This window comes from Exiguobacterium sp. E4787 (assembly GCF_018618375.1).
Classification (GTDB): domain Bacteria; phylum Bacillota; class Bacilli; order Exiguobacteriales; family Exiguobacteriaceae; genus Exiguobacterium; species Exiguobacterium chiriqhucha.
Genome location: NZ_JACSLY010000003.1, coordinates 187,325 through 208,448 on the forward strand (window position 1 = coordinate 187,325; position 21,124 = coordinate 208,448).

Consider the following 21,124-nt stretch of genomic DNA (forward strand, 5'->3'; position numbering starts at 1 on the left):
CGGCTTGTTTTGGTCAGTAGACGTTTCGTAAAGCGGCGACATCGATTTTCTTCATCGGTAAGAACGCTTGCGTCACGCGCGCCAATTGTTCCTTTGTTCCGGTCGTCAGCATCTCTTCCATCTCCCACGGCACGATTTGCCAGAAGACACCATACCGGTCTTGGAGCCAGCCGCACTGTTCCGCTTCCGGGACGGCCGACAGCTTGGCCCAGTACTCGTCAATCTCGGCTTGCGACTCACAAAATGCGATCAGCGACTGCATCTCATTGAAGGCGAATTGATGATTCTCCGCGCTGTCCATGGCGACGAACTCGCGTCCGGACAAGACGAAGCGGGCGTAATTGAGCTTCCCTTCCAACTCTGGACCGTCTGTCGCTTCGTAACGAATCATATGGTCTTCGAGCACGTAAGAATCCGGGAAGATAGAAATCCAGTCATTCATCGCCGCCTCAGCGCGGCCGAAGACGTCCCCAACGAATAAAAAGCATGGGGTCACCGTCTGGATGTCCATCCCGCCGCTATGCATGATTTGCCAGGAGACACCGTACTTGTCTTTCAACCAGCCGTAGCGCTCACTAAAATCATACGTGTCGAGCGGCATGAGCACCTCTGCCCCCTCCACAAGCTCGTTCCACAGCGTCTCCACTTCTTCCAACGTCGGAAACGTGACCATGTACGAGATGGACGGGTTGCGTTCCTTCAGCGGACCAGCACCGAGCAGTTGAAAGAACTGTCCCGCCAGCGAGACGGTCGCAATCGTCGTCTCACCTGATGGCGTATCCGTCAGTTTCGTCGTATAGTCGATGAATGAATCGGGGAACTTCGACACATACCACTCCGCAATCGCCTCGACGTCGCCTTCGAACCAAATGCACGGGATAATCGGTTGAGTAATCATAATCCTTTCTCCTTTCAGACTTCACGCAGACGGTACACGTCACGGACGGCGAGTAGCGTCTCAGCTGCCTTTCGGTATGCTTGGTAATGTGGTGAGTTGATGTGATGGTCAAGCGCCATCTCGTCTTCGTACTTTTCATAGAACACGAACGTGCCCGGGACATCGATTGACTCATGGAGCACATACGTCAGGCACCCCTTCTCTTGTCGCGACGGAGGAATGACCTCATCGAGCGCTTGCCGCAACTCGTCCTCTTTCCCCGGATGTGCCTTCAAAATAGCGGTGATTGTAATTGCCATATGCGATTCCTCCTCATTTTAGGACTGACGCAAAACTGTTCCCGTTTTGGAAGAGATGTATACGCAAATGGACACGCCTATTTGTAAAGGCGTGTCCATCGTTTAGACGAGTTCGTTCGCAATCTCGTTCAGTTCTTCAATTTGATCTTTCAACGAAGCTAACGCTTCTTGCTGTGACATCGTCAGCACATGAACGTCTTGACTGTTCACTTCGAGCGCTGTCATTAGTGCCGACATTTGGGAAGTCACTTGGTGAACTTTGTTCAGTTCTGATGCGACGACTTGGAGCTGTGTCGACGTCTCATCCACGGTGCTTGCGACCGTTCCTGTCGTTTGGATCATGGAGAGAATCGATGTCCCGCTCTTACGGACTTGTTCTTCCTGCGTCGATAAACGTTCTGTACTACCGTCGATTGCACGTTCCGTCACTTGCACCTCCTGCATGACGAGTTGGATAATATCATTGATTTGAGATGAGGCTTGGGCCGTTTGAGCCGATAGATTCCGAATTTCGGACGCGACGACTGCAAATCCTTTTCCGTGTTCCCCCGCTCGCGCTGCTTCAATTGAAGCGTTGAGCGACAGCAGGTTTGTCTGAGACGAAATCTGCTGGATCGTACCCGTGATGGTCCGCACTTCTTGGAAACGCTCCGCCAATCCTTTAAACGCATGATTGACTTCACTGATACTTAAGTTCAGTTCAGCGAGCGACCGTTCTGTCGAGTCCATATTTTCATGCGATACATGAGCGTCCTGCAAGACCCCACTCACTTGAGACGTCGTCTCCTGGAGCTGTTGTTGCATCCGCTCAAACGCCTGTACAGTTGAACGAATTTGCGAAGCGACGTTTTGAATCAGACCTGCTTGTTCCGACGTCCGTTTCGTCATCAAACCGATTTGTTCTGTCACTTGCTCCGAAGCATTTGTGACAGAGTCGACTGAATCATTCATCGTGAAGACGGCCCCATGAAGTGTGGTCGCACTCGCTGTCGTCTTCGCCATCGTTAGCTCGATTTCGCTAGCGTGTTGTTCTGACTTTTCTTGTTGCGTGAACGTCTCATGTAACAACTTCGCACCAAAGAATGACACAAAGTATGCGCCAGACAAAGCCATTGTGAGCACAGTGAACCAAATGACGAGATCGAGCGGCGTTTCAAATGAAAAGCGCCCAATCAATACAGCTCCGACCGATACGATAAGCGCGAGAATGCTGCCGTACAGCACAAGATGCCGATTCAAGTACATCAACATCAATACGATATACAGAAAGACGATATTTTGAATCGCAGTACCTGGCAGCGTCAAGATAATTGCTGAAGCTGCAATGTACATCAACGTGACGAGCCCATACTTCAACCAAGTATGTTCCACATAGAAGCGATGGCCCAGCCACGATGCGGCTTGAATGACACCACCTATCAGAATAAAATTGACTGCGCCTTGCCCCGCGAGCTCCCCCATCCAATACAAAACACCCATGATCGGATAAGAGAGGAAAAATAAAATAATCACCATGCGCGATACAAACAACGAACTCATTTTTTCAAAATGATTCACCATAATTGTTGCCTACTTTCAATAGAATAAAGATCTATATTATATTTCGGCGTATTTTTATTAATCTCAAGTCCGTCTTTCTCCATTTCGCTGACATTGACTCAACAAATAAAAACAGCACAACAATTGTTGTGCTGTCCATCGCAAAATTTAGTCTCTATCTTTACTTTTTTGTTTAAATGGCCACCATACCCCGTCCCCGAACGATACGGTGATCGCTGGGATGAGCAGTGGCAACACAATCAATCCGTATAACAACAGTCCGGTGATAACAATTGTCGCAATCTGGACGAGACTGAGCACGCCAGACGGGATCATCGCCCCGAACGTTCCGGCGAGGATGACGGCCGCGGTCATGATGACCGTCCCCATCTTCGTCATCGAATGGACGAGCGCATCGCGAACCGTCATCCCGTTGATCGACTCCTCGCGGAACCGGTCGAGCAGGAAAATCGAATAGTCGATGCCGAGGGCGATCAACATGACGAACCCGAAGAACGGAACAGCCCAACTGATGCCGTCATAACCGAGTCCTTCGACGAAGATGAGCTCCGTGATGGCCGCCGACGTGTAATACGTCAGTAAGAGCGAGCCGATCATATAGAGCGGCATGACCATCGAACGGAATAACACCGTCAAGACGAGGAACAACGTAACGAGCATGATGGCGACCGTCCGATTGAAGTCGTTCGTCGACGTCTCATTCAAGTCGCTGTTAATGCTCGAGATACCGGCATATCCGATTGTCGCATCCTCGAACGGCGTATCGGTGACGACCCGGTCCATCGTCGCTTTCACGGTCTCGACCGTGTCAATCGCTTCCGGCGAATATGGGTCCATCTCGAGGATGACCTCGAGCTGTGTCGCCGTCCCGTCGTCAAACACGTAGCGCTCGACCGCCGGGGCGAACTCCTCTGACGTGAGCGTCCCTTCCGGTAGATAGACGCCCGTATCGCGCAGGCTGTCCGAGCTACTCAGGTCTGATAAGAATGCTGCCGCTTCATTGATGCCGGTCTCGATTTGAGCGAGCCCTGCGTTCGCTTCACCGACACCTGCAGCGAGTTGTCCGAGACCCGTTCCGAGTTCTCCGGCTTGGGCGCCTTGTGCCGTCAACGTAGATGCTGCCTCGTTAATGCCTGCCTCGATTTGACCGAGACCGGCCGACACTTGCCCGAGCTGCGTTACGGTCGCCGGAATATTTTGCGTCGCCGTGAGTCCTTGGCCAATCAGACCGAGCTGAGCGTTCAATTGACCAAGTCCCGCTGCCGCTTCCGCGAGCGGGGCGCCGGCATTCGTTGAACCGGCCGGTAATTGGCCAACAACGGCGTTAAGCCCAGATTCGACTTGCGCGAGTCCGTCCTGGACGTCACCGAGACCAGTCTCGGCTTCCGTCAGTCCTGCGCTCACTTGTTCGAGCTGGGTGTCGACGTAAAAGTCATCGATGACGTCACCGGTCGGACGCGTCACGGAACGGACGCCGCTCACCCCGTCGACGTTTTCAAGTTCACTCGAGAACTTCTCGATGTACGGGATGTCCGTTTCGGACAGCGTGCCATCTTGTTTCAAAATGACTTGGACCGGCAGCGACTCCCCTTGTCCGAATCCTTCTGAAATCAAGTTGAGGCCGCGCACGGAATCATAATCGTCACCGATCTCGTCGACCGTATTGAACGATCGGGCATCGTCGTACGTGAACAACACCGGTACGGTGATCAACGCGACGACGAGAATCGAAACGAACGGTCGATTGACCGACAGACGGCTGAATCCGGCCCAGAGACGGCTGTCGTGATGTTCGCCCGCCTTCTTCGATGGCCAGAACAAACGATGCTTGAGCGTCGCCATAAAGAACGGCACGACCGTGAAGAGAATGAGCAAGAGCACGGCAATCCCGACCGCGACGGCGACGGCTGATTTGAAGATTGGAAAATCGGCGAAACCGATGGCCGCAAAGCCGACGAACACGGCAAGACCGCTGATGAGGACTGTCCGCCCTGCTGTCTTGTACGTGTTGACGATGGCATCTTCAATCGCGTGGCCCGCGCCGAGCTCTTCTTTATACCGGCTGAGCAGCAAAATACAATAGTCGGTTCCAATCCCGAACAAGATGGCCACGAGGAAAATCTGCGTGTAGTTCGAGACCGGGAAGCCAAACCAATCGACGAAGAATGCGACGAACGATTGGCTCAATAAATACGTGAATCCGACCGCGATGAGCGGGATGAACGGCGTCACGATTGAACGGAACACGAGCAGGAGCAGTCCGAAAATGAGGACGACCGTGATGATTTCCGTCTTCTTCAAGCCTTCCTGCGCACTCAAGTTCACATCGTTGTTGATGATTTCTTCACCTGTGATGTAGACCGTCTCGTCTTCCGGGAGAATGTTTGCCCGCACGTCGTCCGCGAAGGCGTTGATGTCTTCCATCGACCCTTCGACCGTGATTGGGACGAGCACGATGCGGCCGTCCTCCGAGACGAGCTGTGCTTCCGTCTCTTCATTTTCAAACGGGTCGAGTACGTCTTTGACGACCGTGTCGTTTTGTTTCATCTCGCCGATGACCCGGGAAATATCGGCCCGTTCGGCATCACCGAGCGTTTCGAACTCATAGACGAGCGAGATCGTCTTATCGCTCTTTCCGGCGGCGTTCAAGATGTCCTGCGCCCGCTGCGAGTCCATGTCCTCGGATAATTGGAAGCTGCCGGCTTGTTCGGCCTGCTTCGTCAAGTTCGGCGCCACCACAAACAAGGCGGCCGTCAAGACGATGAGACCGATTAAGATGCCCCAGCGCCATTGGATGATTTTATGCACGTGTTATTCCTCCCCAATTCGAAGCAGCTGTTTAATTTTCCGGAACGTCCGGACGAACTGTTCGATTTCTGTCTCTTCGATGTTTCCGTCGAGCAACGATTCAACGTAACGGTAGACGGCCGCATCCGCTTCTTCGACGATGCGATGTCCGGCTTCCGTCAACTCGATCAACCGCTCGCGCTGGTCATGCCCGCGTCGACTGACGACGAGCTCTTTGTCGACGAGCTTTTTTAACCGGTTGGAGACGGCGCTCTTATGAACTCCTTGTTTTTGGGCCAACTGGCCGGCTTGAATCGGACCGAACTGTTCGAGCAGCTTGAGTAGCTGCAGTTGTTCCCGCGAATAGTCATGCCAGACGTCACCGTCCATCGCCTCGATGACATGCTCCGCACCTTGGAACATGACCTCTTCGAACAACTGGACGGCTTCCCGCATCAATTCTTTCATTTTGGTTTACCCCCTAAACTAGATAAAGATAGTTTATGCCCTAAACTATCAACCGTCAACTAAAACGACCGACGAAGTCGGTCCTTCATCGGTCAAATTGATATACATATTCATAAAACGTCAGCGTTTGTCCTGCCCATTCCAGCTGTCGCGCCTCGCCATCACGTCTAAAGCCGGCACGCACTAATACGCGCTGGGACGCCACGTTGTCGCTCGTCGTCTCGGCTCTCAATCGTTTGAATCCAGGCAACTCGAACGTCAGCAATTGGCGCAGGGCCGCCGTCGCGTACCCGCGTCCCTCATGCTCCGCTCCGACCCCGTACCCGACCTCGCCGGTGTCGGCATCGGTGTGATGGACGTTCAGACGCCCGACGATTGTGCCATCACACCACATCAAATAATAGCATCCGTCCCCATTCGTCTGCTCGCTCAACAGGTGCTGCAACGCCTGATGGAACGATTCCGGCTCGTAGTAGGCGTTGCCACGGCTCGGGACCGTGCGTTCGAAATGTGTGCGATTCGCGCACTCGAACGCATACAGCAACGTCTCATCTTGAAGACGTAACGCCTTTACGCTTACCCGATCCATGTGACGAGCGCCTCCCGTTCTCGCGACGCCTGGGCGAAGACACGTTTCAACTCATCGAACTGGTCCAATAAGTACTGTTTTTCCTCGAGTCCCCACTCACGTTCAAACGGATACAGTTCCTGCTCGTTCATCGTCGTGACATCATAGCGCGCTTCTAGCGCCTCCAGCTCGATGTATTGAAGTCGGGTCGACAAGTCCTCGACTTCTCCCGGCATCAAATAGGCGATGCCCGTCTCTTCGTCGATGACATCCCCTCCGAAGACTGCCTTCCCGAGCGAATGACGGTCGATCTCGTTCAAATCGGTCGCCCCGGTCAATAAAAAGTAAAGACCGTGCCACGCCTTATCGATATCGGTCTGTCGTTCCTCATCTTCTAACAGTCGCTCGAAACGCTCCGGCTCTTGAAGCAGTGCTGTCAACTCTTCGACCGATACCCGCATGTATGCGCCAACCATCCCCATGTCTGATTCCCCTCTCCAATTCGTATGTCTGACTATTCGGCACGGTCATGAAAAAAACCTTCCGAAGAAGGTTTAGCGCATCGCTTTCGCAACGCGGAGTCCTGAGACGTATGCACTCTCAAATCGCGTTCGACCTGAGGCGTCATCCGGCTCGAGGAAGACGTCACCGGCCAAGAAAATCGGCTCGTCCCGCAATCGATAGTAAGCCCCGTTCCAGACGTCGGTCGCCTGCGCATAGCGCCACCGTTTCAACTGTCTCGATTGAATCACGGCCGTCCCCGTCACCGTTTGCAACAGACGCTCAATCTCACGAAGCGTGTCTTCGTCCGCTCGTTCATACCACTCCTCGCTCCACGACTCGTCCATGTAGACGCTGACGAGTTCGGTCGCCGAGATGCCTTTTTGGCGGTTGTTGATGATTTTCAACAGACCCGGTGCCAAGTCCGTATCGAGAATCCCGTCCGGACCGATGGCAATCTCACTACTGAACTCGAACAAGCCGACAAACGTCGGGGCGTAAGTCAATTCACGCAACGCCGCATCGACTGAAAAGTCTGTGAGCAAGTCGAGCGTCTGCGGAAGCGGCGACGTGATGAGGAGACGATCATACTGTCGCGTCGTCACATCCGTCTGGACGCTGACCTGACCATCTCGTGTCGTGACCGTCTCGGCCCATTCGTTCAAATGGACGGTCAATCCGTCAGCCAACCGTTTGGCCAAGGTGTTCATCCCGTCGACGGCGACGTAACGAGGATACGGGTCGGCGTACCAGACTTTCACCCACCCTTTTGTCTTCCAGTCGGCGACATCTTGTTTGAGTTCTTCCCCTCGTACGGTGAAATAGACTGCTCCGTGATCGGCTTTGCCGTCTCCGATCCGTCTCGTCGCCAAGCGTCCCCCGACGCTCCGACTCTTTTCAATCAATTCAACTGTATGACCGTGACGGGCGAGCTCGCGTGCTGCGACAATCCCGCTCAATCCCGCTCCGATAATGCCGATGTTCATGTCCATTCCCCCTTCTGTCAGGAAGATTGTATCATGACCGAGGACTTATACGCCGGAACCGATGCGCTTCAGGCCGAACGATTCCACTGCGCATCATACTCGATTCGTGCGTGTTCATACATGACAGCGAAACGACTGACGATGAACGGGCGAATCAGTGTCAAGGCAACGAGGTAAATCCACGATCCGAGAAACATCATGTCGAGTTGTATGAAAAAAATCCAACCAACTAGATACATCGGGATGAATGGCAAAATCAACTTGAATGCCTCCCACTTTCGTCCGCGCATCAACGTCCGTGATTTCGTGATCGCCTCCGTGATGGACAGCTCGGGTTCGTCACGCAAAATAAAGAAAGTGAAGGCGTACGAGAAGTACTTCACAATGCCCGGTACAAGCAGTAAAAATGACCATAGCACTTGGAACAACATGACGAGCAGTGGGGCGAGCAAATGTTTCACGTAGCGATGTCGGAACGGCGTAAGGACATCGCGTAACGACATCGACTTCCCACGGATTGTTTCTAACATCACCCAGTTATAACCGACGAGGACCGGGAGCAACCCGGCGTATAAGATGAGACCCGCTAGGCTAATAAATGTGAGTGCCAATGTATCATACTCGAATCCGTAATAATACGGGTCCATCATCAATCCAACTTCTAATACAATCGAGCATACAAATGACCAGAGGATCAATGTACCAGTCTTCCCTTTTATTGCGGTGCGCGCCCGATCATTCCATGTCTGGACCATCTTGTTTCCCCTTTTCGTTCTTCTTTCCTGTCTTATACGCAACGTGATGGAAAACGTTTCAAACTCCACAAAAAACAGGGCAATCGCCCTGTCCATCACTCTTCCCGATATTCTAAAATGTCGCCCGGCTGACAGTCGAGCGCCTGACAGATTGCTTCGAGCGTCGAGAAACGAATCGCTTTCGCTTTGCCGGTCTTTAAAATCGACAAGTTCGCCATCGTGATACCCACTTTTTCAGACAGCTCGGTCACACTCATCTTTCGTTTCGCCAACATTACGTCAAGATTTACGATAATCGCCATATGTCTCACCTCAGACCGTCAAATCATTTTCTTGCTTCATGTCGATGGCACGCTTCAATAGTTTCTGTAACAGTTCCGCAAATACGGCGACGACGAACGCGGCAAACACAAAGACGAGCCCGATGAGAAGGAACCCAGGCGCATCATCTCGCTCGGCGAACCAGTAGAAGAAAGGGAGCGTCCCGATATAGACGGCCGTGATCGCCAGCGCACAATACTTGATCGTGCGGAGTGATTGGACAGCTCGATACGAGAACCCTTCGTCGCGGTCAATCAACCGTAGTAGCATGAACGCTTGGAACAACGCAATGAAGAACGGGATGGCCGATACGTACATGCCAATCACAATCGGACGAATCGAGTCCTCAACCCAACTCCCACTCTCGACCGCCTCGCGCCAAATGTACGGAAGCAACAACAAGCAGGCCGCCACAATCGGGACAGCCAGAACGAATACGGCCAACCGTAAAAAAACCGTCTCTCGTTTCATGATTCAGACACCTCACCTCGTTTGATACCTTCATCATAATCTTATTTTTATCGTTTATCAATAAATAATCACCGTTAATGAATAAAAACCTCAGGATATCCTGAGGTTGATTTTTATTTTACGGCTTCGAGTTCATCTTCTGTGACCCATTTGTGGTTCGTGACGTCTTCCCCGTCGTTTGTCGTGAAGTCGACCATATACACCGTCGTCTGTTCGGCCGAATCAATCGTCGCCTCGGCGCCGTCCATCCCGTCCATATGGTCCGTGGCCAGAGTGGCTTCGGCGCCTTCTTCTAACGGTGCCTCGCCTGGATTATCGAGTTCTTCGTGAATGACCCACTTGTGATCCTCGACCGGATTGCCCTCATCCGTCGGGGTATAAGAAACCGAATAGACGGTCGTGTCATATGCACCGACGATTGTCGCCTCGGTGCCATCCATGCCCGGCATGTGGTCGGCCGTCATCATCGCGGTCGACCCGACCGGGAACGTCGGATCTGTCGCTTCACTTAACCCGCTCGGCACCTCCCCTGATCCCGAATGGTCCATCATCGAATGGTCCGAATGTTCTTCTGTCGAATCGCTCGTCTGTTCTTCCTCGGCATCCCCACAAGCTGCCAAAGTCGTCGCGAGCAACATCGCGCTCAAACCCGTCATCCATTTTTTCTGTCTCATCGAATCTCTCCCTTACGTCTTTATGTGTATACGTTACCCTGCTATCGAGGAGATGAGACGTTTTTGAGACCGATACGATGATTTGTTAGCAGTTTGACACATAAAAAGACCGTCCCCGAACGAATCAAGGACGGTCTGTGCCTCAATGGTGCTTGATTTTTCTCAAGAAAACCAACATCGGGAGGAGCAAGAGCGCCGCTACCCCAAGCCCTCCTTGAATCGACGTGTACAAGGCGAGCAGTCCAATCAGCGGACCTCCGGCGACTTGACCGAACGCGTCGACCTGACCGAACATCGATAAAATCGTCGCCCGCCCTTTCGACGGGAGCCGCTCGTTCGTCATGACGCTCATGAGCGGGTAGTGCACGTTACGTAGTGCCGCAATCGTCCAATACAGCAGCACGGCCACCCAAAACTGGCCGACCGAAGCAAAAGCAAGCATCGCGATGATAAGCAACACGTTGAACCAAAACAAGGTCGTCGCATAGCGTCCTTTGACGTATAGCTCGACACCTTTCAACACCAGCATGTTGAGTAGAAACGCGACAGCATAAAACAAGCCGAACCAATACACGGCCGCCTGTTCCGACAACTGGAACGTCTCAATCAGATGCGCGCCCCATAACCGGTCGAATCCTTCACTAGCAAGACCCCAAACGAGCGTGATGGCAGCCAAGCCGACGAGAATCGAATTGCCACGGATATGGGTGTATCCGTACCGAACCGTCCGTTTCGCTTGCGCAAGATTCGACGTATCGGCTCGCGTGATCGGTTCGAACCGAGTCTCTGGCAAGACGCGCCATGCGATAATCGCGAGCATGACCAACATCCCACCGGCGAGCACGATTGTCATTTGGACAGACGTGACTTCAGCGAGGAGCACGGCAAGCCCAATTCCGACGAAGCGGCCGAGCGAACTATATTGAGCGCCTCGCAAAAACACTTGTTCTAACCCGTCATTCCCCATCTCATCGGCAATCCATGCCTGTTCGGCCCCGCTGATGAACGTCCAGCCGATACCCCATAGCGCTGACGCGACCGCGATGGCCCAAAATTCAGGGATGCCCCCTTCTAGCAAATGGGCCAGTCCAATCAAACTGATGCCGATGACCATCGACTGCTTCCGTCCATATAAATCGGCGACGAGACCGGTGGGCAGCTCGAATAGTAAAATTGATACTTCTAAAATCGTTCCGATCAAGACGAGTTGTAACGCATTCAACTCGGCGGTCGTCACATAATAGATGGCGTTCAACGTGAACACCATCTGTATGATGAGCGAGCGCGAACTCGTGACCGCATAGTAAAGCTGTTGAATCTTCAATTGTATGGTTCCTCCGATAGTTTGTTCCAATACAGTGAATCATCGGAGGAGGTGGCCAACTTATGAACGCACGTCCTCCGGCAGGATGAATGTGTTAACTAGTTGGATTCGCATGGCGTTCTCTCCTTAGTCGTTATACCTTCAGTATACAAGCCGGTTCGCATGACGTAAATCACAACAAAAAAAGCCAAGATCCCGAAAGATCTTGGCCTACCGTTTATTCGACTGTGACTGATTTCGCCAAGTTACGTGGCTTGTCGACATCGCAATCACGCGCAAGAGCCGCGTAATACGAGATGAGTTGAAGCGGTAATACCGTCACGAGCGGCGTGAGCAGTGGCTCGACACGCGGCAAGACGAATGAATCACTCTCGTGTTCCATGCCTTCCATCGAGATCGTGCAGGCAACGGCGCCACGGGCGACAACTTCCTTGATGTTTCCACGGATGTTGAGGTGCGTGTTCGGTTGCGAGACGAGCGTGATGACCGGTGTGCCATCTTCAATCAAGGCGATCGGTCCGTGCTTGAGCTCACCACCTGGGTAGCCTTCTGCTTGGATATACGAGATCTCTTTGAGCTTGAGGGCACCTTCGAGACCGACGTATGAGTCCATGCCGCGACCGAGGAAGAACGCGTTGCGTGACTCTTTCAAGAACTTGTCTGCCAATTGCTCAAAGATTTCTTTTTGAGCCATGACCGAGTCCATGATCGTCGCGACACGCGCGAGCTCTGTCATGAGGTCAAACGGAAGCTTCTTGCCGTTCGCACGAGCGATGTCGTAGGCGAGGATGGCGAGCACGGCGATTTGGGCCGTGTATGCTTTCGTCGATGCGACCGCGATCTCCGGGCCGGCGTGGAGGAGCATCGTTTCGTTCGCTTCACGTGAGAGCGTCGAACCGGCAACGTTCGTGAGTGTGAGCGCCTTGTAGCCGCGCTTCTTCACTTCGACGAGGACGGCCCGGCTGTCCGCTGTCTCACCTGATTGTGAGATGAAGAGGAACAACGGCTTCTCCGTGAGGAGCGGCATGTTGTAACCGAATTCTGAAGCGACGTGCACTTCTGTCGGCACACCTGCGACGCGCTCAATCAATTGCTTGCCGACGAGACCGGCGTGGTAGCTCGTACCGCAGGCGACGATATAGATGCGGTCCGCTTCCGAGACGAGCGAGCGCACGCCTTCCGTGAGCTCGATGTCACCGGCGTCGTTCTGGTAGTGTTGGATGATGTTGCGGATGACGGCCGGTTGCTCGTCCATCTCCTTCAACATGTAGTGCGCGTACGTGCCCTTCTCGATGTCTGACGCATCGATCTCGGCCGTGTACGGGGCACGTTCGAGGACCTCGCCGTCGAGCGTCTTGATCGTCGCCGATTCGCGCGTCAAGATGACAATCTCACCGTCGTGGAGCTCGAGGTACTGGTCCGTCACTTGGAGCATCGCCATCGCGTCAGACGCCACGACGTTGAACGTGCCGTCGCCGAGTCCGACGAGGAGTGGTGACTTGTTCTTGCCGATGTAGAGGCGCTCTTGATCCTCTGAGTCGATCATCGCGATCGCGTACGAGCCGTGGAGCTCAGACAACGTCTTGCGGAACGCCGCCTCGACGTCGCCGAGGGCTACGAAGTTCTTCTCCATCAACTGGACGATGACTTCCGTGTCCGTTTCAGACAAGAACGGGACGTCGAGCGTCGCCTTGATCTGCTCGTCGTTCTCGATGACACCATTGTGGACGAGCGTGAAGCGGCCCGTCGTGCTTTGGTGCGGGTGGGCGTTCGGGACGCTCGGCACGCCGTGTGTCGCCCAACGTGTGTGACCGATTCCGATCGTACCATCTACTTCTGCTGGGACGACTTCGCGTAGCGCAGCAATCCGGCCGACTTCTTTATGCACGTTCACGTTATCATGCATCAAAGCAAGACCTGCCGAGTCATAACCACGGTACTCAAGTTTTTCAAGACCTTTGAGAAGGATTTCCTTCGCTCCGGTGTTCCCAATCATTCCTACAATTCCACACATACAAAAATCTCCCTTTATCTTCGATTTCTCGAAAAAGGAAACGGGCTTTTTCTAAGAGCTGTCAACGCGCTCCCCTTTGGCCGTCCGGTCGCCCGGGCGTTTTGAGGGTTTGCTTGTAGTCGTGACAGGCGACTAGGAGGCATCCGCCGAAAACTCGATAACCTCCAACCTCGTCAACTCCGTAGAGTTCTGGCGCTTGTTTCGTACTGGGTGTCCTTCCGTTTCTAAGGGCACGCTCTTAATAGTACAAATCACACCTCCATTCGTCAAGAAAATCACATAATTTCACAGTGACAAAACGGAAACAAAAAGGGAACCCGCAGACGGATTCCCTTGTTTTATTCCCTATTTCGACAAAATTATCCTTCTACGCCGTAATCTTCGCGGACAACTTGTGCAATTCGTTCGACATAACGGTCACACTCTTCTGATGTCGGTGCTTCAGCCATGACGCGCACGAGCGGCTCCGTACCAGAAGCGCGGACGAGGATGCGGCCGTTGCCGTTCATTTCCGTTTCCGCTTCTTGAATCGTCGCGAGGACGCGGTCGCCGTTCATCGCCTCGTTTTTGTCCGTGACACGGATGTTGACGAGTTTTTGTGGGTAGACCGGCATCTCAGCCGCGAGTTCTGACAGCTTGCGTCCTGTCGTCTTGACGATTTGGGCGAGTTGAACGCCAGAGAGCATGCCGTCTCCCGTCGTCGAGTGGTCGAGGAAGATAAGGTGACCCGACTGCTCGCCACCGAGTGTGTAGTTGTGTTTCTTCATCTCTTCGACGACATAACGGTCACCGACCGCCGTCTGAAGCGCCGTCATACCAGCATCTTCAACCGCTTTATGGAAGCCGAGGTTACTCATGACCGTCGCGACAATCGTGTTGTCTTTGAGACGGCCTTTCTCGCTCAAGTACTTCCCGCAGATGTACATGATTTTATCGCCGTCGACGATATCACCGTTCTCATCGATCGCAATCAAGCGGTCGCCGTCGCCGTCAAAGGCGAGACCCATGTCCGCTCCTTTTTCACGAACGAACTGTGCCAAGTGCTCAGGGTGTGTCGAGCCGACACCTTCGTTGATGTTCAAGCCGTTCGGCGAGTTTCCGATCGTCGAGACGTTCGCCTCGAGGTCAGCAAACAGACGTGCTGCCAATCCGCTCGTCGCACCATGGGCGCAGTCAAGGGCAATATGGAGACCGTCGAAATCTTCTTCAACCGTCTGTTTCAACATTTGAAGGTACTTCTGTGCACCCTCGTAGTAGTCTGAGACAAAGCCGAGGTCTTTTCCGACCGGGCGTGGCAACGTGTCTTCCGCCGCATCCAAAATCGCTTCGATTTCCGCTTCTGTCGCGTCGTCGAGCTTGAAGCCGTCGCTACCGAAGAACTTGATGCCGTTATCTGCGACCGGGTTGTGCGACGCCGAGATCATCACACCAGCCGTCGCATCGAGCGACTTCGTCAAATAAGCGACACCTGGCGTCGAGATGACGCCGAGACGCATCACTTCGGCTCCAATCGATAGGAGACCCGCGATGAGCGCGCCTTCAAGCATATGACCTGAAATGCGTGTGTCACGGCCAATCAATACCTTTGGCTGTTCGCCGGCTGGCAAGTGTTTCGATAACACGTAGCCGCCCGCACGACCTAAACGATATGCTAACTCTGCTGTCAATTCTGAGTTCGCGACACCGCGGACTCCATCAGTTCCAAAATATTTACCCATAAATTCAATTCCTCACTTTTGTATGATTGAACGCCTCATTGAATCGAGGACGTTTCGGTTTGTTCATCGACGCTCGTTAACTCGATGTCGATTGTCTTCGGTGAGACGACGGTCACACCTTTTGGTACTTCATAATCGACGTCGACCCCATGCAGTCCGCTCGGGAGACCTGTCAAATCCAAGGTCACACTCACACTGTTCGACGTGATGTTTTCCAACAGGGATCGCTTCCCGGACAACGTCACTCCAATCACTTCAGGAGCTTGGAGCGTAAAGTTGGTCCGGTCATACCCCCGCACGGTCACAGGGACCGTCAAGCGAACCCGTTCCGTCAATTCGCCTGTGTCGTCTCGCGTCTCATCTGCAGCCCGGACGAGCAATTGGACTTCCGCTTGCTTTGTCGCAAGGGATGAAGCGCCTTCTGGCAAAGCGAGATTGGCGGTCACTTTCCCGGTCTTGTCGATGCCGTCTAAATCAATCGGCTCCGTCTCCACGGTGTCGATCGCATCGAGCACGTCTTGTGGCGCAAAGACACGGACTTCCGTCTCTTCAAGCAACGTATCGACAAGTCTGTAATCGTCGGCCACTTCACCAGTCGTGACTGCTTCGATCGGGAAGACGGCACTTTGTTCGTAGACCGGGACCGACACACTGATGATGTTCGGTTCAACAGTCACGTTGAGCGGATTGCCGTTCGCATCTAAAATCGTCGGCGTCAATTCTCGCGTGAACGTTTGACTTTGGTTGGCGACATCGACGTTCAACGTGATCTCTTTGACGTTTTGAATCCGACTGGCACCGCCCGAGACTTTCACCGTTGCCGGTTCAATATCGGCGTCACCAACCACTTTCCCTTCTGGCAACTGCTCTTTGTTCAAAAGGTTGACCGATACGGGAACTTCAATTGTCTGTTTACGGTCGATGTAAATTTCTACTGTATCCCGTTCGAGCTTGACGTTGACGTCTCCGCCAAAGCCGCGTGCCTCAACCGGAACACGGTGGAAGCCGGTCCCGAGATTCGTTAAATCGACGAAGACTTGATAATCTTTCACCAATTTCGTCATCGTTAAACTGCTAGATGGTCCTTGAAGTTCAACGTTCATTTCTTCTGGAACGTTATATGCCACGTACTGCACCTCATCGAAGAACACTTCGACGGGAACGTCGAGCGTCATCGAACTTTGTCCGACGATCGGGAGGGCATTCGTGGAGTTGGTCGACGAACTCGTTTCGGCGACCATGAAATAAAGCAGGATGGCTAAAGCAAGTGCGATGATGCGGAGAAACCATTTATGTTGTAACCACTGATCAATCACTTACTTGTCCCCCCCTTTTTTATTAAAGAACGAGAGCGTCGTCTCTTTTTCTTCATTAACGAGTTCTTGGATCAACTTATTGCGAAGTGCCTCCTCATCCAACTCTCGATACAGACGACCGGCAATCGCGAGTGACACGGCGCCTGTTTCTTCAGAGACGGTGAGGGTCACGCTATCAGTCACTTCACTGACCCCGATGGCGGCCCGGTGTCGTGTCCCTAACGCTTTATCGATGTGCGGGCTCTCGGACAACGGCAAATAACAAGCCGCGGCCGCAATTTTCCCGTCCTGGATAATCATCGCCCCGTCATGCAGCGGGGTGTTCGGAATGAAAATGTTGATGATCAGTTGTGATGTGATGTGCGAATCCATGCGAATCCCGGTCTCGACGTACTCATTCAAGCCCGTATCGCGTTCAATCGCAATCAATGCACCGATACGACGTTTTGACATGTATTGCGCCGAACTGACGATCGCTTCGATCATTTGGCGTTGCTTATCCTCATCGCTCGTGCTCGTTCGGCCGAACAAATTACTTGTTCGTCCTAAATGCTCGAGTCCTCTTCGGAGTTCTGGTTGGAAGATGATAATGATCCCAAGTAGTCCATATGTGATGATTTGATTCAATAAGAACTGTAACGTCTTCAACCCAAAGAACCCACTGAGGAACCAGCTGACAAGGATGATGGAAATCCCTTTAATCAATTGGACCGCTTTTGTCCCACGTACAATCATCATCAACTTATAGATGACATACGTGACGACGACAATATCTAAAACGTCATTCAAATAATCGTACCAATGTACGTTCTCTGAAAGACTAAAAAATGATAAGAATGATACCTGTTCAAGTAGCGGCAAATGCTCCCCTCCTCAACTACCTAGCCAATTCGTGCAAATTACATTATATCACATTTCCGAAACCGCGCATCGCTAGACAATAAAACGAAACCAGATTGAAACGAACACAAAAAGACGCCGTCTCCGGCGTCTCCGTTAGAAGATTTGTTTGAACGAATACCACATCCACTCAAACATCCGATCGATCTGCTCAAGTTCTCCCGTGACTTCTCCAGCGCTAGCCAGATAAGCCCGACCATTTACAGCCGTCGCGTTCCCATTGACGGTCCCTTCAATTCGAAGGTCCCCGCCTTGGACCGTGATATCCCGCTCGACGGTAACGCCTTCCGGGATGACGACCTCGTTCGACGTGACAACGATGCCCGGCACTTTCGTGTACGTCATCGTCTCTGTCGATTCGTTCCATAGGCCGAGTGTCGCGCTCGACATCAAACTGAAGAATAAGGCGGCTGCCATCAGTCCTGGATGCTTACGGAACCACGTCATCCATTTGGATGGTGGTTTGCGTTTCGTCTGGACTTTTTCATCAAATCGAGTCACCGGTGTGACCTCGACCCGTGCTTTCGCGTCCGGTAGAGATGCCATCACACGGGCTGTAAAATCATCGGATAGTTTCGGCCGTGGTAAGGCCTTCAGTTCGGCATCTATTCGTTCGTATTGGAGGTACGCTTCATATAAGTCGTCGTCCTCCAACAAGTGACGTAGTTCGTCAGATTCTTCGGGCAGGATGCCATCTTCCAAATATTGTTGTACTTTTTCTTCAGGAGTCAATTGAACCCCTCCCTGTTTTGAAAGATTGTCTTTAACATTTCTCTTCCCCGGAAGATCCTTGTTTTAACCGTAGCGACCGGCATATCGATCATGACGCTAATCTCTTTGAGCGATAAATCATCCACGTACTTCAGCAGGAGCGGAATCCGATACTTATCGGGCAACTGCTTAATCGCGTCATGCATCTCGCCTCGAATTTCGCGATGAACGACTTGGGCATCGGGTTGGGGTGCTTCATCAGCCAAATGGTCCTGATAGGTCAAGCCGTCGGTGCCCGCAATCTCGGCATCCATCGAATACTCCGGCTTTCGTTTTCTGAGACGATCGATTGCGACGTTCGTTGCAATGCGATAGAGCCACGTCTTGAACTTGTACTGAGGATCGTACGTATCAATCCGGGTATACGCCCGAATGAACGTCTCCTGGGCTGCGTCTTCCGCTTCGCCACGATCATATAATATCTTATAAGCGACAGCAAAGACACCATCCTTGTACAGTTCTACCAGCTCAGCAAACGAATCATGATTCCCCGACCTTAATTCGTCGACTAAACGGGTGGTCAGCCGTTCCATCAGTCCACTTCCCCTCTCCGCAACCTATGCGGTCATCCTTCTATACGGATTTGTCTCTATGTAGGTTTCATTAAAATCGCATGACAATAAAAAAAGTTTCCAAGTCCATTGTAGCAAACAGACTCGGAAACTGTAAGGTCGTCAGACAGTTTCACTTTCCAATAACAGGTTTTCTTTGGATTTCAAAATCGTTTTACATAACTCGAACGCCAACTGGGCCGTTGTGTCATCATGGTCGAGCGATGGATTTAATTCTACGAGTTCGACCGCAATCAAATCGTCAGCCTTCATCACTTCGGCCAAGATGGCTTTGCCTTCTTCGGCGGTCAGTCCTTGATCGACTGGCGTGCCGGTGCCTGGAACAAGTTTCGCATCCAAGCTATCCATATCGAAGCTGAGATAGAAGCGATCCACACGTGCGCGCAAATAAGCGAGTGCCTCGTCCATCATGACATCGACACCCCGTGTCCGAATCTCTTCGACCGTGATTACTTTAATACCGAGTCGATTGATTTCTCGAATTTCACCTTCGTCGATGTCCCGAAGCGCCATATACACCAAATGTTCGGGCGCGAGTTTCGGTTCACGTCCGCCGACCTCAGTCAAGCGGATATCTCCCATCCCCATCGCCGCAGCAAGTGGCATCCCATGAATATTGCCTGATGGTGAGGTCTCACCCGTGTTCAAGTCAGCGTGCGCATCGACCCAGATGACACCATATGGCCCCGTTTTGGCAAGACCCGCCAGCGTTCCGATTGCCATGCTGTGATCGCCCCCAACAATCAACGGGAATCGCTTCGCTTGAATGTCTGCATCGACAACCTCCGCGAGTTCTTGCACCGTGTATAAGACTCCATCTACCCGCTTCAAATGCTCTTCACTGTTAATCATTTCAGATTCAGGTAAGACACGGATTATCTGTTGCTTCGCTTCTGCTGGCAATAGTGTTTCCAATCCGAGTGCCCGTAATTTTGATGGACCTTGCTCTACGCCATGTTTCCCCTGTCCATAACGTAACGGTACTTCAATATATGACCAATTCATCCCCATTCCCCCTTGAACGTTTATAGCTTCATTGTAAACGCTACCAAACTCGTGGTTCAACTTCACACAATGATGAATAAACATACAAAAAGGCAGCCTGAATGGTGGCAGGCTGCCTTTCTCTGTACTCTCAAGTGAATGGTTCATGGATTTAGGCAAAAAAAAACTTAAGTCATAAGTAACTTAAGAAAAAAACAAATGGTGGAGCCTAGCGGGATCGAACCGCTGACCTCCTGCGTGCAAGGCAGGCGCTCTCCCAGCTGAGCTAAGGCCCCGTCAAGGGAATAATATGGAGCGGAAGACGGGATTCGAACCCGCGACCCCGACCTTGGCAAGGTCGTATTCTACCACTGAACTACTTCCGCATAAAAATGAGCCATGCAGGGCTCGAACCTGCGACCCTCTGATTAAAAGTCAGATGCTCTACCAACTGAGCTAATGGCTCAAACCTGGTGGGGGGGGGCGGATTCGAACCGCCGAACCCGAGGGAGCGGATTTACAGTCCGCCGCGTTTAGCCACTTCGCTACCCCCCCAAGGAGTGCCGGCGAAAGGATTCGAACCCTCGACCCTCTGATTACAAGTCAGATGCTCTACCAACTGAGCTACACCGGCATATATGGTTTGATTATTTATTAAAAAGATGGTGGAGGATGACGGGATCGAACCGCCGACCCCCTGCTTGTAAGGCAGGTGCTCTCCCAGCTGAGCTAATCCTCCAAATGGTGACCCGTACGGGATTCGAACCCGTGTTACCGCCGTGAAAGGGCGGTGTCTTAACCGCTTGACCAACGGGCCTTAATTGGCTCCGCAAGTAGGATTTGAACCTACGACCTACCGGTTAACAGCCGGTTGCTCTACCACTGAGCTATTGCGGAACGATCTTGCCTGGCAGCGTCCTATCCTCACAGGGGGAGACCCCCAACTACTTTCGGCGCTGAAGCGCTTAACTTCCGTGTTCGGCATGGGAACGGGTGTGGCCGCTTCGCTATCGCCACCAGACAAAAGAATATTAACATCGCCCCAAGGGCGTGTCAATCCATTTCAGGGTTGTTCCCTGAAAACTGAAGACTCATCAATTCACACAAACCTTAGACTAGATCAAAGCCTCGACCGATTAGTATCATTCAGCTCCACACGTCGCCGTGCTTCCACCCATGACCTATCTACCTCATCGTCTCTGAGGGGTCTTTCTTGATTGCTCAAAGGGAAATCTCA

Annotated in this window: 20 protein-coding genes, 8 tRNA genes and 2 rRNA genes; all 30 read right to left on the bottom strand. The window is 52.5% G+C overall.

The features are described from left to right. Positions 1 to 13: 13 nt before the first annotated feature. Positions 14 to 898 (bottom strand): VOC family protein, encoded by an 885-nt coding sequence (locus KNP80_RS05905; RefSeq protein ID WP_214718885.1) that lies wholly within the window; start codon positions 896 to 898, stop codon positions 14 to 16. A gap of 14 nt (positions 899 to 912) precedes the next feature. After that, positions 913 to 1,197, bottom strand: a complete 285-nt coding sequence (locus KNP80_RS05910) for a putative quinol monooxygenase (RefSeq protein WP_214834174.1) — start codon at positions 1,195 to 1,197, stop codon at positions 913 to 915. Positions 1,198 to 1,299: 102 nt separating this feature from the next. Beyond that, positions 1,300 to 2,712, bottom strand: coding sequence for a methyl-accepting chemotaxis protein (locus KNP80_RS05915; RefSeq protein ID WP_214833301.1), 1,413 nt, complete (start codon positions 2,710 to 2,712; stop codon positions 1,300 to 1,302). Positions 2,713 to 2,904: 192 nt separating this feature from the next. Next, positions 2,905 to 5,565, bottom strand: coding sequence for an MMPL family transporter (locus KNP80_RS05920; RefSeq protein ID WP_214834178.1), 2,661 nt, complete (start codon positions 5,563 to 5,565; stop codon positions 2,905 to 2,907). A 3-nt stretch (positions 5,566 to 5,568) separates the two neighbouring features. Then, entirely contained in the window at positions 5,569 to 6,012 is a 444-nt protein-coding gene (locus KNP80_RS05925) for a MarR family winged helix-turn-helix transcriptional regulator (RefSeq protein WP_021065862.1), read from the bottom strand. 85 nt (positions 6,013 to 6,097) lie between these two features. After that, entirely contained in the window at positions 6,098 to 6,601 is a 504-nt protein-coding gene (locus KNP80_RS05930) for a GNAT family N-acetyltransferase (RefSeq protein WP_214834181.1), read from the bottom strand. Then, positions 6,589 to 7,062, bottom strand: coding sequence for a YfbM family protein (locus tag KNP80_RS05935; RefSeq protein WP_214833297.1), 474 nt, complete (start codon positions 7,060 to 7,062; stop codon positions 6,589 to 6,591). Before KNP80_RS05935 ends, KNP80_RS05930 begins: the two co-directional genes overlap by 13 nt. Before the next feature lie 72 nt (positions 7,063 to 7,134). Next, positions 7,135 to 8,067, bottom strand: a complete 933-nt coding sequence (locus tag KNP80_RS05940) for an NAD(P)/FAD-dependent oxidoreductase (protein WP_251128982.1) — start codon at positions 8,065 to 8,067, stop codon at positions 7,135 to 7,137. Positions 8,068 to 8,135: 68 nt separating this feature from the next. Continuing rightward, complete coding sequence (locus tag KNP80_RS05945) at positions 8,136 to 8,822, bottom strand: DUF975 family protein (RefSeq protein ID WP_214834186.1); 687 nt, start codon at positions 8,820 to 8,822, stop codon at positions 8,136 to 8,138. 95 nt (positions 8,823 to 8,917) lie between these two features. After that, positions 8,918 to 9,124, bottom strand: coding sequence for a helix-turn-helix domain-containing protein (locus tag KNP80_RS05950; protein WP_021065857.1), 207 nt, complete (start codon positions 9,122 to 9,124; stop codon positions 8,918 to 8,920). Between the two features lie 10 nt (positions 9,125 to 9,134). Further along, on the bottom strand, positions 9,135 to 9,614 hold the full coding sequence (locus tag KNP80_RS05955; RefSeq protein ID WP_214834189.1) for a DUF2975 domain-containing protein: 480 nt from the start codon (positions 9,612 to 9,614) through the stop codon (positions 9,135 to 9,137). A gap of 113 nt (positions 9,615 to 9,727) precedes the next feature. Next, complete coding sequence (locus tag KNP80_RS05960; RefSeq protein WP_214833289.1) at positions 9,728 to 10,288, bottom strand: YdhK family protein; 561 nt, start codon at positions 10,286 to 10,288, stop codon at positions 9,728 to 9,730. Between the two features lie 142 nt (positions 10,289 to 10,430). After that, positions 10,431 to 11,612: an MFS transporter gene (locus tag KNP80_RS05965; RefSeq protein WP_214833287.1), complete on the bottom strand. Its 1,182-nt coding sequence runs from the start codon at positions 11,610 to 11,612 to the stop codon at positions 10,431 to 10,433. A 217-nt stretch (positions 11,613 to 11,829) separates the two neighbouring features. Continuing rightward, complete coding sequence (glmS, locus tag KNP80_RS05970; RefSeq protein WP_214834193.1) at positions 11,830 to 13,626, bottom strand: glutamine--fructose-6-phosphate transaminase (isomerizing); 1,797 nt, start codon at positions 13,624 to 13,626, stop codon at positions 11,830 to 11,832. A gap of 359 nt (positions 13,627 to 13,985) precedes the next feature. Then, entirely contained in the window at positions 13,986 to 15,344 is a 1,359-nt protein-coding gene (gene glmM / locus KNP80_RS05975) for a phosphoglucosamine mutase (RefSeq protein WP_214834196.1), read from the bottom strand. A 35-nt stretch (positions 15,345 to 15,379) separates the two neighbouring features. Continuing rightward, the gene (locus tag KNP80_RS05980) at positions 15,380 to 16,660 is read right to left on the bottom strand and encodes a CdaR family protein (protein ID WP_214711169.1); all 1,281 of its coding nucleotides are present in this window, start codon (positions 16,658 to 16,660) and stop codon (positions 15,380 to 15,382) included. After that, the gene (cdaA, locus tag KNP80_RS05985) at positions 16,661 to 17,521 is read right to left on the bottom strand and encodes a diadenylate cyclase CdaA (RefSeq protein ID WP_214718855.1); all 861 of its coding nucleotides are present in this window, start codon (positions 17,519 to 17,521) and stop codon (positions 16,661 to 16,663) included. It lies immediately after the preceding gene. Between the two features lie 135 nt (positions 17,522 to 17,656). Continuing rightward, positions 17,657 to 18,292, bottom strand: a complete 636-nt coding sequence (locus KNP80_RS05990; RefSeq protein WP_214718853.1) for a bactofilin family protein — start codon at positions 18,290 to 18,292, stop codon at positions 17,657 to 17,659. Continuing rightward, on the bottom strand, positions 18,289 to 18,864 hold the full coding sequence (gene sigW / locus KNP80_RS05995; RefSeq protein ID WP_114166576.1) for an RNA polymerase sigma factor SigW: 576 nt from the start codon (positions 18,862 to 18,864) through the stop codon (positions 18,289 to 18,291). The genes KNP80_RS05990 and sigW overlap by 4 nt, the downstream gene beginning before the upstream one ends. 141 nt (positions 18,865 to 19,005) lie before the next feature. Next, complete coding sequence (gene rocF / locus KNP80_RS06000; protein ID WP_214834199.1) at positions 19,006 to 19,908, bottom strand: arginase; 903 nt, start codon at positions 19,906 to 19,908, stop codon at positions 19,006 to 19,008. Between the two features lie 199 nt (positions 19,909 to 20,107). Further along, a tRNA-Ala gene (locus KNP80_RS06005) sits at positions 20,108 to 20,183 on the bottom strand. A gap of 15 nt (positions 20,184 to 20,198) precedes the next feature. Further along, positions 20,199 to 20,273: transfer RNA gene (locus tag KNP80_RS06010), tRNA-Gly, on the bottom strand. Positions 20,274 to 20,280: 7 nt separating this feature from the next. Next, positions 20,281 to 20,353: transfer RNA gene (locus KNP80_RS06015), tRNA-Lys, on the bottom strand. A gap of 5 nt (positions 20,354 to 20,358) precedes the next feature. Continuing rightward, a tRNA-Tyr gene (locus tag KNP80_RS06020) sits at positions 20,359 to 20,442 on the bottom strand. Between the two features lie 6 nt (positions 20,443 to 20,448). Beyond that, positions 20,449 to 20,521, bottom strand: a tRNA-Thr gene (locus tag KNP80_RS06025). A 29-nt stretch (positions 20,522 to 20,550) separates the two neighbouring features. Beyond that, positions 20,551 to 20,626: transfer RNA gene (locus tag KNP80_RS06030), tRNA-Val, on the bottom strand. Positions 20,627 to 20,629: 3 nt separating this feature from the next. Further along, positions 20,630 to 20,704 (bottom strand) — tRNA-Glu (locus tag KNP80_RS06035). Between the two features lie 5 nt (positions 20,705 to 20,709). After that, positions 20,710 to 20,784, bottom strand: a tRNA-Asn gene (locus KNP80_RS06040). Between the two features lie 8 nt (positions 20,785 to 20,792). Continuing rightward, positions 20,793 to 20,908: ribosomal RNA gene (gene rrf, locus KNP80_RS06045) — 5S ribosomal RNA — on the bottom strand. A 95-nt stretch (positions 20,909 to 21,003) separates the two neighbouring features. Next, a 23S ribosomal RNA gene (locus KNP80_RS06050) occupies positions 21,004 to 21,124 on the bottom strand; the annotation flags it as partial.